Origin of the sequence: Pseudoblastomonas marina, from assembly GCF_014641655.1 — a bacterium.
GTDB lineage: Bacteria > Pseudomonadota > Alphaproteobacteria > Sphingomonadales > Sphingomonadaceae > Alteriqipengyuania_A > Alteriqipengyuania_A marina.
Genome location: NZ_BMID01000001.1, coordinates 118,526 through 133,791 on the forward strand (window position 1 = coordinate 118,526; position 15,266 = coordinate 133,791).

Sequence of the window (15,266 nt, forward strand, 5' to 3'; positions counted from 1 at the left end):
GATTCATCCGCTAGGGTGCCCGCTTTCCGCCCCGGGGAGGGCGATCAAGACAATAAATGGGGAAGGTTCCTTAATGAAAGACATCGGACTTTGGCAGGAGGCGGACTGGATCGCGGCGATCGCCGCGGTGGTTCTCTCGCTGTTTCTTATCGCGGGCGCGTTTGCCGTCACGCGCAAGCAGCCGGAAGTGGGGGGGCATCCGAAAGGCCTCTACATCCTGTTCTTCGCCGAAATGTGGGAGCGTTTTTCCTATTACGGGATGCGCGCCCTCCTGATTTTCTACCTGACCCAGCATTGGCTCTACAACGATAGCCGTTCGAACATCATCTACGGCGCCTATGTCAGCCTGGTGTACATCACGCCGGTGCTCGGCGGCTGGATCGCCGACCGCTATCTCGGTCAGCGCAAGGCTGTCCTGTTTGGCGCGGTCCTCCTTACGCTCGGCCATTTCTTCATGGCGTTCGAGGGTGACGGTGCGCTTGGCCAGGACAACCCGATGATCAGTGTTTTCTGGCTCGCCCTGTCGCTGATCATCGTCGGCTCGGGCTTCCTCAAGGCCAATATCTCGGTGATCGTGGGCCAACTCTATCCGCGCACCGACGTGCGTCGCGACGGCGCCTACACGATCTTCTACATGGGGATTAACGTTGGCGCGGCGATCGGTACGATCCTCGCCGGTTACCTTGGTGTGACGCTCGGCTGGGCCTATGGCTTCGGTGCCGCCGGCCTCGGCATGTTGCTCGGCCTCGTTGTGTTCGTGCTTGGCAAGCCGCTGCTGCTTGGTCAGGGCGAACCGCCCAAGCCGCTCTCCAAGAACACCGAGTACACCATGTACGGCATCGGCCTGGTCGGCGTCGTGATCATGTGGTTCCTGATCCAGTACCAGTCGGTCGTGGGTGGCCTCATGCTGGTTTCGGGCATCGCGTTGCTCGGATACGTGCTGGTTGAGGCGTTCCGACTTGAGAAGGAGCCGCGCGAACGGATGTTCGCGATCCTGTTCCTGATCGCGTTGCAGCCGCTGTTCTGGGGACTGTTCGAACAGGCCGGCGGTTCGCTGAACCTGTTCACCGATCGCTATATCGACCTGGGTGGCGTGCCTGCCCCGATCTTCCAGTCGATCAATCCGATCTACATCATCCTGCTGGCCCCGGTATTCGCCGGGCTTTGGACCTTCCTCGGCAAGCGCGGGCTCGAGCCCTCGACGCCGGCCAAGTTCGGGCTCGGTCTCGTCCAGCTCGGCTTCGGCTTCCTGGTCCTGGTGTGGGGTGCGGCCACGGTCGGCGTCGATGCCAAGATCCCGGTGCTGTTCCTGTTCGGGATATACCTGTTCCACACGACCGGCGAACTGTGCCTCTCGCCAGTGGGCCTCTCGGCGATGAACCGCCTGGCTCCGCGGCACCTGGCCAGCCTGATCATGGGCGCCTGGTTCTTTGCCACGGCGGGCGGCAACTATGTCGCCGGCATGATCGGCGCCGCCACCGGTGGTGAGGACGGCGAGATGACGCGCGAAGCAACGCTCTCGATCTACCAGCAGATCGGCTGGGTCGCGATCGGCGTCGGTGTGTTCGTCATCCTGATCGCGCGTTTCGTGAAGAAGCTGATGCATCTCGAGACGCTGGCGGACGACGAAGTCGGCGACGATCTTCTGGGTCAGTCCGAAGGGCCGGGAGAAGCCCAGGGCGCGGGCATCCACCCGGCGGTCGATCCGAACCGCAGCTAAAGGCAAACGGCAAGGGCGCGGAGACTTCGGTCCCCGCGCCCTTTCTTTTTTCAATTTCCGAATTTTCCGACTGGGGGCTTCCATGAACCGAACGATCCGAATGGCGCTTTGCGCCGGCGCTGCTAGCCTGATGCTCGGCGCCTGCGCTTCGACGGGAGCGACCGAGCCCGACAGCACGCCTGCCGCGCGCGAAACTCGCGCCGACGATGGCTCGGTGCCCTTCGCCTCGACCTACGAGCGCTATCCCGGCGCACCCACGGCGCTGGTCGGCGCAACGATCTACGATGGCACCGGCGGCGAAATCCGCGGCGGAACCGTGCTGTTTGCCGATGGCAAGGTGGTCGGCATCGGCGACGCCTCGCTCGCGATCCCTGAAGGCTACACGCGGATCGACGGGCGCGGGAAGTTCGTCACCCCCGGGATCATCGATATTCACTCGCATCTCGGCGATTATCCGACTCCCTCGGTCGATGCGCATTCGGACGGCAACGAGGCGACCAGTCCGACAACGCCCGAAGTCTGGGCCGAACACTCGGTCTGGCCGCAGGACCCTGGCTTCAGTCGCGCGCTCGCCAATGGCGGGGTCACCAGCCTGCAGATCCTGCCGGGCTCGGCGAACCTGATGGGCGGCCGGTCGGTGACGCTCAAGAACGTGCCCAGCCGCACGGTGCAGGGAATGAAGTTCCCCGGCGCGCCCTATGGTTTCAAGATGGCCTGCGGCGAGAACCCCAAGCGGGTCTATGGCGGGCGTGGCCGGATGCCTTCTACGCGGATGGGCAATTTCGCGGTCAACCGGCAGACCTGGCTCGATGCCAAGGACTATGCCGAGGGTGACCGCGACAAGCGCGACCTCGCCAAGGAAACGCTCGCCGGCGTGCTCGACGGCGACATCCTAGTTCACAACCACTGCTACCGCGCCGACGAGATGGCGCTGGTGATGGATATGGCCAAGGAGATGGGCTACCGCGTGACCGCGTTCCACCATGCGGTCGAAAGCTACAAGATCGGCGACCTCCTCCGCGAAAACGACGTGTGCAGCGCGGTCTGGGCCGATTGGTACGGTTTCAAGATGGAAGCCTATGACGGGATCCCCGAAAACGCCGCGCTGATCCACAACCAAGGCGCCTGCGTGGTGATCCACTCGGACAGCGAGAACGGCATCCAGCGACTGAACCAGGAAGCGGCCAAGGCGCAGGCCGCCGGTCGCAGGCTCGGGATAGACATTCCCGACCACGACGTGATCGGCTGGATCACCCTGAACGCCGCCAAGGCGATGGGGATCGACGGCATGACCGGCAGCCTCGAACGCGGCAAGATGGCCGACGTCGTGCTGTGGAACGGCGATCCGCTCTCGGTCTATTCGCGGCCCGAAAAAGTCTGGGTCGACGGTGCGCTGCTCTACGACGCGCTGGACAGGAAGCGTCGCCCGGTGAGCGATTTCGAGCTCGGCCAGCCCGGTGAAGGAGACGTGAAATGATCCGCAACACGCTGATGGCCGCTGCGGCCGCGATCGCCTTCGCTGCTCCTGCTGCGGCGCAGGATTTCGCGATCACCAATGCCACGCTCGCCACCGGCGACGGCTCGGACCCGATCGAGGGCGCGACGATCGTCGTACGCAATGGCCGCGTCGACGCCGCGGGCGCAGGGGTGACCGTTCCCGCCGGAGTTCCGACGCTCGATGGAACCGGATCCTGGGTCACCCCCGGCCTGTTCGCCACCGTCACCGATCTCGGCCTGTGGGATGTCGGGGCGGTGAGCGAAAGCAACGACACGCGGGCGGGCGATTCGCCGTTCAGCGCGGCGCTCGACGTCGCGCCCGCGATCAACCCGCAGTCTCAACACGTGAAGGTCAGCCGCGCCGGAGGCATCACGCGCGCCGCGGTCGCAACCATGCCATCGAGTTCGATCTTCGGTGGTCAGGGCGCGATCATCGATACCGGCGACGATCCCGATCCGATCGTCCGCGCGCGCGCCTTCCAAGTCGTCGCGCTGGGCGAAGGCGGCGCGCGCCGCGCGGGCGGCAGCCGCGTTTCCGCCCACGCGCTGTTCCGCAACGCGCTGCGTGAAGCCCGCCAATACGGTGCGGATTCGCGCATTTCGGGCACCGCCTCGCGCCCGCCCGAACAGCGTACCGGCGACGACATGCCGCTCGATCCGCGACTGGTCGACAACCGTACCGAGCGCGGCGACGACGTGTTGCTGTCGCGCTTCGATGCGGCGGCGCTGGTCCCGGTCGTAACCGGGGCGCAGAAGCTCTACGTCATGGTCGAACGCGCCGCCGATATCCGCGCCGTGCTCGCGCTGCGCGACGAATTCCCGAACCTCGACCTCGTGCTGGTCGGGGCGAGCGAAGGCTGGCTGGTGGCCCACGCGATCGCCGCCGCGAACGTGCCGGTGATCGCCGACGCGCTCGACGACCTGCCCGAATCTTTCGAGCAGCTTGGTGCCACGCAGAGCAATATCGGGCGGATGGTGCGCGCCGGGGTCAAGGTCGCGCTCAATGCCAGCGCGATGGAACAGCCGCGCTACCTGCCGCAATTCGCCGGCAACCTCGTCGCCCTGACCGAGCTACCCGGTGCCGACGGGTTGAGCTGGGGGCAGGCTTTCGCCGCGATCAGCTCGGTCCCCGCGCAGATCAGCGGGATGGGAACGGGTGCAGGCACGCTCTCCCCGGGCGCGATGGGCGATATCGTGGTGTGGGACGGCGATCCGCTCGAGGTGTCGAGCACGCCGGTGAAGGTCTATATCGACGGCATCGAACAGCCGCTCGAGAACCACCAGACCCGCCTCGCCGAGCGCTATCGCGATCTCGACGAGAGCGACCTGCCGAAGGCCTACGACTGGTGAGGGCGGTCGTATGCCTCGCGGCGCTGGTCGCTCCGGTCGCGCTCGCCGCACAGGATGCGCAAGGCGAGGACGCTCCGGTCTACGATCTCGCCTGGCATAACGCCCAGCAACTGGCGGTGGCCAAGCTCCGGCAGGAAGACGGCTGGCGCGTGCTCGAGGGCGGGCTGCGCTATCGCTTCATCGAAGGCGACGGCAGCGGCGAGAGCCCGACCGTCGCGGACACGGTCACCGTGCATTATGCCGGACGCCTGATCGACGGGACCGGGTTCGACAGCTCCTATGAGCGCGGCGAACCGGCGACCTTCCCGCTCGGGCGGCTGATCAAGGCATGGCAGCTTGCGATTCCCGAAATGGGCGTCGGCGACACGATCGAGCTCTACGCCCCCGCCGACCTCGCCTATGGTCCGGTTGGCAAGGGGCCGATCCCGGGCAATGCGACGCTGATCTTCAAGGTGGAGCTGATCGCAATCGAGGAGTGAGGGAGATGCTGCATGGTTGATCCGCTGGCCGAACTGGTTGCCGCGAGCGTGGCGTTCGTGGGCTCACATTTCGCCATGTCGCACCCGTTGCGCAGCGCCATGGTGCGGTTGTTCAAACCGCTCGGTTTCACTCTCGTATACGCCGTAATCAGCTTCGCGACGCTGTTCTGGATGGTGCAGGCCTTCGGCAATGCGCCCACGGGCACACCGCTATGGCCGGGCTTCGACGATCTCAGCTGGATTGTGGCGAGCGTCCTGACGCTGGTCGCGATGGTGCTGCTGGCGGGCAGCTTCGCCGGCAATCCGGCCTTTCCTCAGCCCGGCGCGGAGAAGCTCGCGGCGAGCAAGGAGCCGACGGGTGTTTTCGCCGTCACCCGCCATCCGATGATGTGGGGCTTCGGACTATGGGCGATCGCGCACATCCTCGCCGCTCCCACTGCGCGCACGCTGGTGGTCGCGACCGCGATCGGGTTCCTGGCACTCGTCGGCGCGCATCTGCAGGACCGCAAGAAGGAAGCAGCGTTGGGCGAGGCGTGGACCGCGTGGGAAGCGAAAACCAGCTACTGGCCGCGCTGGAGCAAATTGCTGTCGGCCGGCTGGCTGTGGTGGGCGATCGGGCTGGTGCTGTGGCTCGGCCTCACCCACGCGCATCAGGCGATGGGCGGCTGGGAAGCGGGCGTGTGGCGATGGGTTTAGTCTAAGCCCGCGCTTCCTCTACTCCCGCGCTGTTGTGGCGCAGAGCCTTCAGCACCGTATCGACGATCTGCGGCGCGTTGAGACCGGCCTCGTCATACTGCTTTTCCGGCGAATCCTGGTCCTGGAACACGTCGGGCAGGCGCATGGTGCGGATCTTGAGCCCGCCATCGGTGAGGCCGGTGTCGCTGGCGTGGGTCAGGACGTGCGCGCCGAGGCCGCCGATGCTGCCTTCCTCGACCGTGACGACGACTTCGTGGGTCTTCATCAACCGGTCGATCAGTTCGGTGTCGAGCGGCTTGGCGAAGCGCAAGTCGGCGACGGTGGTCGATAGCCCCTTGGCCTCGAGCAGGTCGGCGGCCTTGCGTGCCTCGGCGAGGCGTCCGCCGAGCGACAGGATCGCGACCTTGCTACCTTCCTTGACCACGCGGCCCTTGCCGATTTCGAGCTTCTGCGGGGTCTCGGGCAATTCGACGCCCACGCCGCCGCCGCGCGGATAGCGCAGCGCGATCGGGCCGTCGTCGTACTCGGCGGCGGTGTAGGTCATGTGGACCAGCTCTGCCTCGTCGCCTGCCGCCATCACCACGAAATTGGGGAGCGTGGCGAGATAGGTGATGTCGAAGCTGCCCGCATGGGTCGCGCCATCGGCGCCGACCAGCCCCGCGCGGTCGATCGCGAAGCGGACCGGCAGGTTCTGGATCGCGACGTCGTGTACCACCTGGTCGTAGGCGCGCTGGAGGAAGGTCGAATAGATCGCCGCGAACGGTCGCATGCCCTGGGCCGCAAGCCCGGCGGCGAAGGTCACGCCGTGCTGTTCGGCGATGCCGACGTCGAAAGCCCGCTCGGGATGCGCCTTGGCGAAGCGATCGACGCCGGTGCCGCTCGGCATCGCGGCGGTGATCGCACAGATCCGCTTGTCGGTTTCGGCCAGCTTGGCGAGCGTATCGCCGAACACGTTCTGGTAGGCCGGTGGCCCGCCCGCGCTCTTCGCCTTCTCTCCGGTCACGACGTTGAACTTGGGCACGCCGTGATATTTGTCGTCGCTGCTTTCGGCGGGTTCGTAGCCCTTGCCCTTCTGGGTCACGACATGGACCAGGATCGGGCCCTTCTCGCTGTCGCGCACGTTCTCGAGCACCGGGATCAGGTGGTCGAGATTGTGACCGTCGATCGGGCCGACGTAGTAGAAGCCGAGTTCCTCGAACAGCGTGCCGCCGGTGACCATGCCGCGGGTGTATTCCTCGGCCTTTTCGAGGCCCGACCAGACCCGGCGCGAGAGCTTCTTGGCCGCCTTCGAGGCGAGCTGGCGCAGACCGAGATATTCGCTGCTCGAAACCATCCGCGCGAGATAGGCCGACAGGCCGCCGACCGGCGGGGCGATCGACATGTCGTTGTCGTTGAGGATCACGATCAGGCGATTGCCCGCTTGTTCGGCATTGTTCATCGCCTCGTAGGCCATACCTGCGCTCATCGCACCGTCGCCGATCACCGCGATCGCCTTGCCCGGCTGGTCGTTTAGCTTGTTCGCGATCGCGAAGCCGAGGCCGGCGCTGATCGAGGTCGAGGAATGCGCCGCGCCGAACGGGTCGTATTCGCTTTCCGAACGCTTGGTGAAGCCCGACAAGCCGCCGCCCTGCCGCAACGTGCGGATACGATCGCGCCGACCGGTGATGATCTTGTGCGGATAGCACTGGTGGCCGACGTCCCAGATCAGTTTGTCGTCGGGCGTGTTGAAGATGTAGTGGATCGCGACCGTCAGCTCGACCACGCCGAGCCCCGAGCCGAGATGCCCGCCGCTGGTGCTGACGGCATCGATCATTTCGGCGCGCAACTCGTCGGACAGCTGGCGGAGCTGGTCGGGCTTGAGCTTGCGGAGATCGTCGGGCGTGTCGACCGTGTCGAGCAACGGCGTATCGGGGGTAGTGGACATGCGTAAAGGCTTACAGCCCCCTATTCCCCTTGTCGATTCGTCTGTTGGCCAATCCGCGCGCCTATTGCGCGCTGCAGCTTCGGCAGGTCCCGCGCAGTTCGATCACCGGGCGATCGGGCTGGAATCCCTGTTCCTTTGCCGCGCCCGCCAGTGCGCCGGTCAGCGCATCATCATCGAAATGGGTCGCCTTCCCGCAGGAATCGCAGATCAGGAAGATGCAGTCGTGGCGGCAGCCGGGATGCGGATTGGCGAGATACGCGTTCGCGCTCTCGACCCGGCGCGCGAGATTGGTGCGCACGAACAGGTCGAGGATGCGGTACACACTGTTTGCGGCCACCCGCTTGCCGCGGCTGTCGGCGACATCCTCGGCGATATCGTAGGCCGAGGCCGGGGCTGCACGCGCGGCCAGCGCTTCGAACACGGTAGCGCGCATCTGCGTCCACTGCTCGCCCGAATCCTTGAGCGAGGCCCGTGCCGCGGCGACCAGCGCGTCGCCTTCGAGTTCGTGATGGTGATGACCCGCCATGCGCCGGTTATAGCGAGGTTTCGATCGGCATTGGAAGGGGCGAGCGCGCGCGTGCGACCTGCCGTCCTCAGCCTTCGAAATCGCGCAGGAAATCATCGCGATAAAACGACGGGAACTTGGCCTCGAGCTTGTCGATCATCTCGATCTCCTTGGCCTTGGCACGCGCGATCAGCGGGTTGCGCGGAATCCAGTCCTGGTGCTCGGCCTCGGCCGGATAGAACTGCATGTGATCCTCGATCTTGACCGCGATCGGCTCGGACCAATTGCCCGACGCATCCATCTGCCTGACGAAACTGGTCGCAACCGCGCGCTGTTCTTCGTTCAGGGGGATGATCGCGGCGCGATACTGGTCGCCGATATCGGGCCCCTGTCCATTGGCCTGGGTGGGATCGATGCCAACGGTGAAGAAGATGCGCAGGATCTCGTCGTAGCGAATCTGCGCCGGATCGTAGGTGATCCGGACGGTCTCGGCATGCCCGGTGGTGCCGGTGTTGCTCTGTTTGTAGGTCGCGGTCTCGGCGCTGCCGCCGTGATAGCCGGTGACGGCGCCGGTTACGCCCTTGGTATGGCTGTAAATGCCCTCGATGCCCCAGAAACAACCGCCCGCGAGCAGCGCGGTCTGCAGGCCGGCGGCTTCGTCGGCGACGCGTTCTGCGGTGGGTGCGATCGGGTTTTCGGGCGGCGATTGACAGGCGGCGAGCGCGAGGCTCGCCAGCGCCGCGGCAGCTAGCCGATGAAGGCCAGGACCTCGCTCCACAGACCCGGGGCGAGCGCGTTGCTCATCGCTAGTGCGGTGAGAGCGAAGCCGGCGGCGAAGGCCTTGAAAGGGTCTGAAGTGAGAAATTGCATCGGTCATCTGTCTTTCGAACTTGTCCGTCCTGTGTAGCGACATCCTCTTTAGGTTCGGTGAATACCGCTGAAAGGTTGCAGGCGGACGCGACGAAACGCGCCGTCCTGTCGACGAAACGCGCTCGATCGCGATTCAGCTCAGTGGCGGAAGTGGCGCATCCCGGTGAAGACCATCGCCAGCCCGGCCTCGTTGGCGGCGGCGATGACTTCGTCGTCGCGGATCGAACCGCCCGGCTGGATCACCGCGGTCGCGCCCGCCTCGGCAGCGGCGAGCAGGCCGTCGGCGAAGGGGAAGAAGGCGTCCGAAGCGACCGCGCTGCCGACCGTGCGGGGGGCGTCCCAATCGTATTTCTCGGCGGCCTCGGCGGCTTTCATCGCCGCGATGCGCGAGCTGTCGCGGCGGTTCATCTGGCCCGCGCCGATCCCGGCGGTCGCGCCGTCCTTGGCATAGACGATCGCGTTCGACTTGACGTGGCGGGCGACGGTCCAGGCAAACAGGCAGTCCTTCAACTCCTGTTCGGTCGGCGCGCGCTCGGTCACGACCTTGAGCTGGTCGGGTTCGATCGCGCCATTGTCGCGCGTCTGCACCAGCAGGCCGCCGGTGATCGGCTTGACCAGGAGCCCGCCGCGGCGCGGGTCGGGCAGGCCACCAGTCACCAGCAAGCGCAGGTTCTTCTTCCTCGCGAACGCGGCCTTTGCTTCCTCGCTGACCGAGGGTGCAATCACGACCTCGGTGAAGATCTCGCAAATCGCCTCTGCGGTAGGGCCGTCGAGTTCGGTATTGACCGCGACGATGCCGCCGAAAGCCGAAACGCTGTCGCAGGCCAGCGCGTCGTTCCACGCTTCGTGAAGGGTCGACGCCTGCGCCACGCCGCAGGGGTTGGCGTGCTTGACGATCACCACCGCGGGCTCGCCTCCGGCGAATTCGGCGCACAGTTCGAGCGCAGCGTCGGCATCGTTGTAATTGTTGTAGCTGAGCTCCTTGCCCTGGAGCTGTTCGGCCTGCGCGATCCCGCTCCCGTGCGGGCCAGCGGGCGTGTAGAGTGCCGCCTTCTGGTGCGGGTTCTCGCCATAGCGCAGTTCGACCGGCGCCTTGCCGTTGACCGCGAGGAAATCGGGGAAGAGCTGCTGCTGGTCGGCAAAGGCGAACCACTGGCTGATCATGCTGTCGTAGGCGGCGGTGGCGGCGAAGGCCTTGGCCGCGAGCCGCTTGCGAAAGGCGAGCGATGTGGTGCCGCCATCCTTCAATTCGCCGAGCAGCTCGTCGTAGTCCGCGGGATCGGTGACGATCGCGACATAGGCGTGGTTCTTTGCCGAGGAGCGGACCATGCTCGGTCCGCCGATATCGATGTTCTCGATGATCTCGTCGCGCTCGGCGCCGCGCATGACGGTCGCCTCGAACGGGTAGAGGTTGACCACGACGAGGTCGATCGCCCCGATCTCGTGCTCTTCCATCGCCTTGGCGTGTTCGGCATCGTCACGCACAGCGAGCAGGCCGCCATGGACCTTGGGGTGGAGCGTCTTGACCCGCCCGTCCATCATCTCGGGAAAGCCGGTCAGATCGGAAATGTCGCGCACCTCGAGGCCCGCCCCGCGCAGCGCCTTGGCGGTACCGCCGGTCGAGACGAGTTCGACGCCCATGCCCGCAAGCGCGGTACCCAGTTCGGCCAATCCAGTCTTGTCGGACACTGAAAGCAGCGCCCGTTTCACTTTCACATCGCTCACGCGAACACCTCTAGCTCATGCGTTTGAAGGTCCAGGCGAAGCTGCCGCCGCCTCGCGACGCCAGGCCCTGGACCACGATCTGCCGTGCCGGGCGCGGCCGCGCATCGGCATCGACCCGAAATCCTTCTTCCAGTGTCACCGCATCGCGGCAGCGGAACTGCCAGTGCGATCCGTCGGGCAGGCGCAGCAGCGCGCCCTTGCCGTCCGAGCTCGGAGTCGCCTCGATATCGTCCGACAGGTGGAAGCGTACCGCATAGCCGATCTGGCCGCGTTTGCCATTCCCCTTGGTCGGGACGAGCGAATCCTCGCCGACCAGCTCGCTGCCATCGTCGCGCAGCACCAGCACCCGGCGATGGGCGAGGCCGTAGCGCGCGGCATAGCCATCATGGCTGGCCTCGATCCGGGTCGCGCCGCCTTTCACCGTGCGGCGTTCGAGCGTGACTTCGCTGACGCCCTTGCCGATCCCGCCGCGGACGTGAATCGCGGTCGAATTGGCGTTGTCGAGCACCAGCGTCGAATGCGCCGCGGTGCCGCGCAGGCCCTGTTCGAGCCGCGCGGGCACCAGCGCGCCGGAGGCCTCGGCCCCGCCGCAATTGGTGACGATACGCTGCCCGCGATAGCTGAGTTCGAAGGCGAGCGTGGAGGCGCAGGGATAGCGCGCCTCGCCCTTGGCCGGTGGCGGCGCGGCGTCGAGCTGGACGATCGCCTCGCCCGCGCGCATTCGCTGGTAACCCCATTGGCGCGCGTCGCGCACCGGGCGCACGCGCACGCCGCTGGCACGGATCAGCCGCGCGAGATCCTGTTCGCGCATCGGCCAGGCGCCCTGCCAGCTGCCGAGCCCGTCATGGTTGTGGACCACCGCGAGGAGCGGCGGGACGAGCGAGGTGAGCCCCTGCACCAGCGCCTGCGGCGGGTCGCGCTGGACCGCGGAATAGCAGGCATTGAGGCGGACGATCAGCGCGATCGCGGCGGCCTGGTCACTCGGGCTGCGCGAGAGCATGCCGCCCTCTTCGCCGACCGCTTCGCCCAAGGCGCGGATCAGGCCCGCTTCGCCATAGAGGCGACGCGGCTTGCCATCGGGCAACAAGAGCCCGGCGGCCGTAATCGCGCACCATCCGGCAAGCGCGGCGAGCCGCGTTTCGGCCTTCGCCACATGCTTGTCGAGCCAGCGCGCCTGGTCGCTCAGCGCGGCGAGGATCTTGGCGCGCTTGGCATTGGCGGTGGTCGAGAGCACGAGCGGGGCGTGGAGGATCCAGTTGAGAACGCGGTGCGCGGTCGCCTCGACGCTCCATGCCATCCCCTTGCCCGGCTTGGCTGGCGGCTCCTTGTTCGCCGCGAGCCACATGTCGAGCACGCGCTCGGCGGTCGGTGCACCTTGAGCCGGCGCCGAACAGGCGGCGAGATCGGCGAGCCAGTGGAAACCGTGGACATAGCGTGCGATCGGCGCGGTCAGCGTCTCTGTGCCGTGGAAATCGACCTGTGCGACCGGCTGCTTCAGCCCGAGCACGAGGAAATGTCCCGCGCGTAGAGCCATGCCCGCCGCAGCGTGACCCGGTAGCGGTTCGGTGACCGTCGCGAGCACGCGCGGTGCGCTCGCCTTGCGCAGCGGGCGGGCGAGCACGTTGCCCGGCATGCCGAGCCGATAAGCCAATCGCACCATCCGTTCGACCGGGCCGACTTCGGGCGCGACGTAATCGGTCGGCACCAGCGCGGTCGACGCACTCGGCAGGTCGGGTTTGGGCACCGGGCGTGGCGAGGGCGGCGCGACCAGCGCTTCTGGCGCGCTGTCGCCCAGGGGCAGGGCAGGCTGGTCGTCCGCTTCGCGCTCGCGGCGATCGAAATCGAACAGCGTCTCGCTCATGCCGCGTCGCCTCTCAGCGTGCGGATATTGTCGGCGTAGCGATCGGGACCACCCTTGAAAGTCGCGCTCCCGGCGACGAGGACGTCCGCGCCGGCCTCGATACAGAGGGGCGCTGTCCGGGAATCGACGCCCCCATCGACTTCGAGGTAGATGTCGCGGCAGCTGGCGTCGATCCGGCGGCGGATCGCCTCGACTTTCTTCAACTGGCTGTCGATGAAACTCTGCCCGCCGAAGCCGGGATTGACGCTCATGACGAGGACCAGGTCGACCATGTCGATCAGGTAGTCGAGCGTGTCGACCGGGGTGGCGGGATTGAACACCACGCCGGCCTTCTTGCCGAGCGACTTGATCGTCTGGACCGTGCGGTGGACGTGCGGGCCGGCTTCGGGGTGCACGGTGATGATGTCCGCCCCCGCGTCGGCGAACTGTTCGAGATAGGCATCGACCGGGGAGATCATCAGGTGGACATCGAACGGCTTGTCGGTGTGCGGTCGCAGCGCCTTCACCACCGCGGGGCCGATCGTGATGTTGGGGACGAAATGCCCATCCATCACGTCGATATGGATCCAGTCGGCCCCGGCCTCGTCGACGGCACGCACCTCTTCGCCCAGGCGCGCGAAATCGGCGGACAGGATCGAAGGGGAAATAAGCGGCATCGGTGCGGGGCTCCGGTAAGCTTGTGGCAGGGCTTCCCGATACGCCACCACATGTCGTATCTCCACCTCGCGCGAGTGCTTATCCACCGGGGGCGAGGGGCAGGGTTAAGCCGCTATTCAGTGCGTTTTCGCGAGCTTCGGTTATGATCGAGGCCGCGACTGCGCGCTCTGGCGCGCCGGGCCAATGGGTGGCAAGCTGGCCGCGCAAAGAAAGTAACAGGGATTTCAATACCATGCCGAGACGCTTCTTCGCCGCGGCAATCGCCGTTATCGCCGGTTCGACCGGCGCGCTCGTCCTTCCGGGAGATGCGGCGCAGGCCCAGTCGCGCCAATGCATCGGCACCAAGAGCGATACGATCGCCCATGTCTTCGTCGACGGGATCCAGAATTCGAAAGGCCTGATCGCGATCACGCTCTACGGCAACGAGCGGAGCAAGTTCCTTTCGAGCGACGGGCATTACTGGGTCGATCGGGTGAAGGCGAAAAAGGGTACGGTGCGCACCTGCATCTACCTGCCCGAACCCGGCGCCTACGTGATCGCGGTGTATCACGATGAGAACGCCAATATGAAGCTCGACCGGTCGAGCTTCGGTCCCCCGACCGAGGCCTATGGTTTCACCAACAATCCGGGCACCTTGTTCGGCCTGCCGAGCTTCGGCCGGGTGCTGACGAGCTTTCCCAAGAGCGGCCTCGCGACGCGGATCACGCTGACCTACCCGTGATGCGGTGACCTTGTCTCCGGGCGCTGCTTCGCTATGGCGGGCACGCACAGGAAACAGGAAGGTCCGACCGTGGAAATTGCCCTTACCGATGAACAACAGGCGATCGTCGACGCGGTGAAGAAGGTCACCGACCAGTTCGACGACGAGTACTGGTCCGGCAAGGAAGAACGGAAGGAATTCCCGCACGAATTCCACCGCGCCATGGCCGAAGGCGGTTGGCTCGGCATCACCATGCCTGAGGAGCTCGGCGGCAGCGAACTCGGCGTGACCGAAGCCGCGCTGATGATGCACACGGTCGGGCGCAGCGCGGGTGGTTTCGCCGCCGCCTCGACCATCCACATCAACCTCTTCGGCCCGCACCCGGTCAAGCGTTTCGGCACGCCCGAACAGAAGGAGCGGATACTCAAGCCCCTGATCGCGGGCGAGGACAAGGTCTGCTTCGGTGTGACCGAGCCAAATGCCGGGCTCGACACCACCTCGATCACCACCTTCGCGACCAAGGTCGATGGTGGTTACCGCGTTACGGGCCGCAAGATCTGGACCACCAGCGGGCAGGTCGCGAACAAGATCTTGCTGCTCACCCGCACCACGCCCAAGGACCAGTGCAAGAAGAGCACCGAAGGCATGACGCTGTTCTACACCGATCTCGACAAGGAGCAGATCGAGGTCCGCCGGATCCCCAAGATGGGCCGCAACGCGGTCGATTCGAACGCCGTCTTCATCGACGATTTCTTCATCCCCGACGAAGACCGGATCGGCGAGGAAGGACAGGGTTTCAAGTACATCCTCCACTCGCTCAACCCCGAACGCATCCTGATCGGCGCCGAAGCGATCGGCCTCGGCCAGAACGCTCTCGATCGCGCCGCGAAATATGCGCAGGAGCGCGAGGTGTTCGGCCGACCGATCGGGCAGAACCAGGGCATTCAGCACCCGCTGGCGGAAAACTGGATGGCGCTGGAAAGCGCTTACTGGATGATGCTGCGCGCGGCCTATCTCTACGATACCGACCAGCCCTGCGGGGCCGAGGCCAACGCGGCCAAGTTCCTCGGCGGGCGCGCGGCCTTCGATGCCTGCACCCGTGCGGTGATGACGCATGGCGGGATGGGTTATTCGACCGAATACCAGGTCGAACGGCTGTTCCGCGAGAGCATAGTGCTGCGTATCCTGCCGGTCAGCGAACAGATGATCGCGAATTTCATCGGCCAGTCCGTGCTCGGCCTGCCGAAGAGCTACTGATCCAAACGTTTTAGGGGAGAGAAGC

14 protein-coding genes are annotated in these 15,266 nt (G+C 65.9%); 7 read left to right on the forward strand and 7 right to left on the reverse strand.

Going from position 1 to position 15,266, the window contains the following annotated elements:
• The first annotated feature begins 73 nt into the window (after positions 1 to 73).
• The 5 genes from IEW49_RS00590 (at position 74) to IEW49_RS00610 (ending at position 5,742) form a co-directional block, all read left to right on the forward strand.
• The gene (locus IEW49_RS00590; RefSeq protein ID WP_188640857.1) at positions 74 to 1,720 is read left to right on the forward strand and encodes a peptide MFS transporter; all 1,647 of its coding nucleotides are present in this window, start codon (positions 74 to 76) and stop codon (positions 1,718 to 1,720) included.
• A gap of 82 nt (positions 1,721 to 1,802) precedes the next feature.
• Entirely contained in the window at positions 1,803 to 3,197 is a 1,395-nt protein-coding gene (locus IEW49_RS00595; RefSeq protein ID WP_188640858.1) for an amidohydrolase, read from the forward strand.
• Positions 3,194 to 4,567 (forward strand): amidohydrolase family protein, encoded by a 1,374-nt coding sequence (locus IEW49_RS00600; protein ID WP_188640859.1) that lies wholly within the window; start codon positions 3,194 to 3,196, stop codon positions 4,565 to 4,567. The genes IEW49_RS00595 and IEW49_RS00600 overlap by 4 nt, the downstream gene beginning before the upstream one ends.
• Positions 4,564 to 5,046, forward strand: coding sequence for an FKBP-type peptidyl-prolyl cis-trans isomerase (locus IEW49_RS00605; protein ID WP_308419692.1), 483 nt, complete (start codon positions 4,564 to 4,566; stop codon positions 5,044 to 5,046). Before IEW49_RS00600 ends, IEW49_RS00605 begins: the two co-directional genes overlap by 4 nt.
• A gap of 12 nt (positions 5,047 to 5,058) precedes the next feature.
• Positions 5,059 to 5,742 (forward strand): NnrU family protein, encoded by a 684-nt coding sequence (locus IEW49_RS00610; RefSeq protein WP_188640860.1) that lies wholly within the window; start codon positions 5,059 to 5,061, stop codon positions 5,740 to 5,742.
• Between the two features lies 1 nt (position 5,743).
• Here IEW49_RS00610 and dxs read toward each other — a convergent pair whose 3' ends face one another.
• From dxs to rpe, 7 genes are all read right to left on the reverse strand, one after another.
• Positions 5,744 to 7,666, reverse strand: coding sequence for a 1-deoxy-D-xylulose-5-phosphate synthase (dxs, locus tag IEW49_RS00615; protein ID WP_188640861.1), 1,923 nt, complete (start codon positions 7,664 to 7,666; stop codon positions 5,744 to 5,746).
• Between the two features lie 61 nt (positions 7,667 to 7,727).
• Entirely contained in the window at positions 7,728 to 8,192 is a 465-nt protein-coding gene (locus IEW49_RS00620) for a Fur family transcriptional regulator (RefSeq protein WP_188640862.1), read from the reverse strand.
• Between the two features lie 67 nt (positions 8,193 to 8,259).
• Complete coding sequence (msrA, locus tag IEW49_RS00625; protein WP_229658018.1) at positions 8,260 to 8,949, reverse strand: peptide-methionine (S)-S-oxide reductase MsrA; 690 nt, start codon at positions 8,947 to 8,949, stop codon at positions 8,260 to 8,262.
• Positions 8,919 to 9,041: a hypothetical protein gene (locus IEW49_RS13195; protein ID WP_268235608.1), complete on the reverse strand. Its 123-nt coding sequence runs from the start codon at positions 9,039 to 9,041 to the stop codon at positions 8,919 to 8,921. The genes msrA and IEW49_RS13195 overlap by 31 nt, the downstream gene beginning before the upstream one ends.
• A gap of 138 nt (positions 9,042 to 9,179) precedes the next feature.
• Positions 9,180 to 10,766 carry a bifunctional phosphoribosylaminoimidazolecarboxamide formyltransferase/IMP cyclohydrolase gene (gene purH, locus IEW49_RS00630; RefSeq protein ID WP_188640864.1) on the reverse strand — a complete coding sequence of 529 codons (1,587 nt, stop codon included), beginning with the start codon at positions 10,764 to 10,766 and terminating at the stop codon, positions 9,180 to 9,182.
• 10 nt (positions 10,767 to 10,776) lie between these two features.
• Positions 10,777 to 12,627 (reverse strand): heparinase II/III family protein, encoded by a 1,851-nt coding sequence (locus tag IEW49_RS00635; RefSeq protein WP_188640865.1) that lies wholly within the window; start codon positions 12,625 to 12,627, stop codon positions 10,777 to 10,779.
• Positions 12,624 to 13,283: a ribulose-phosphate 3-epimerase gene (gene rpe / locus IEW49_RS00640; RefSeq protein ID WP_188640866.1), complete on the reverse strand. Its 660-nt coding sequence runs from the start codon at positions 13,281 to 13,283 to the stop codon at positions 12,624 to 12,626. Before rpe ends, IEW49_RS00635 begins: the two co-directional genes overlap by 4 nt.
• A gap of 233 nt (positions 13,284 to 13,516) precedes the next feature.
• Between rpe and IEW49_RS00645 the strand changes: the two genes are divergently transcribed.
• Positions 13,517 to 14,005 (forward strand): DUF2141 domain-containing protein, encoded by a 489-nt coding sequence (locus IEW49_RS00645; protein WP_188640867.1) that lies wholly within the window; start codon positions 13,517 to 13,519, stop codon positions 14,003 to 14,005.
• 69 nt (positions 14,006 to 14,074) lie between these two features.
• Positions 14,075 to 15,241, forward strand: a complete 1,167-nt coding sequence (locus IEW49_RS00650) for an acyl-CoA dehydrogenase family protein (RefSeq protein WP_188640868.1) — start codon at positions 14,075 to 14,077, stop codon at positions 15,239 to 15,241.
• The last annotated feature ends 25 nt before the right edge of the window (positions 15,242 to 15,266 follow it).

Excerpts from the sequence above, each read along its gene's own strand:
- IEW49_RS00590 (WP_188640857.1), top strand. The coding sequence starts at position 74 with ATGAAAGACATCGGACTTTGGCAGGAGGCGGACTGGATCGCGGCGATC.
- IEW49_RS00595 (WP_188640858.1), top strand. The coding sequence starts at position 1,803 with ATGAACCGAACGATCCGAATGGCGCTTTGCGCCGGCGCTGCTAGCCTG.
- IEW49_RS00600 (WP_188640859.1), top strand. The coding sequence starts at position 3,194 with ATGATCCGCAACACGCTGATGGCCGCTGCGGCCGCGATCGCCTTCGCT.
- IEW49_RS00610 (WP_188640860.1), top strand. The coding sequence starts at position 5,059 with ATGGTTGATCCGCTGGCCGAACTGGTTGCCGCGAGCGTGGCGTTCGTG.
- dxs (WP_188640861.1), bottom strand. The coding sequence starts at position 7,666 with ATGTCCACTACCCCCGATACGCCGTTGCTCGACACGGTCGACACGCCC.
- IEW49_RS00620 (WP_188640862.1), bottom strand. The coding sequence starts at position 8,192 with ATGGCGGGTCATCACCATCACGAACTCGAAGGCGACGCGCTGGTCGCC.
- IEW49_RS13195 (WP_268235608.1), bottom strand. The coding sequence starts at position 9,041 with ATGCAATTTCTCACTTCAGACCCTTTCAAGGCCTTCGCCGCCGGCTTC.
- IEW49_RS00635 (WP_188640865.1), bottom strand. The coding sequence starts at position 12,627 with ATGAGCGAGACGCTGTTCGATTTCGATCGCCGCGAGCGCGAAGCGGAC.
- rpe (WP_188640866.1), bottom strand. The coding sequence starts at position 13,283 with ATGCCGCTTATTTCCCCTTCGATCCTGTCCGCCGATTTCGCGCGCCTG.
- IEW49_RS00645 (WP_188640867.1), top strand. The coding sequence starts at position 13,517 with ATGCCGAGACGCTTCTTCGCCGCGGCAATCGCCGTTATCGCCGGTTCG.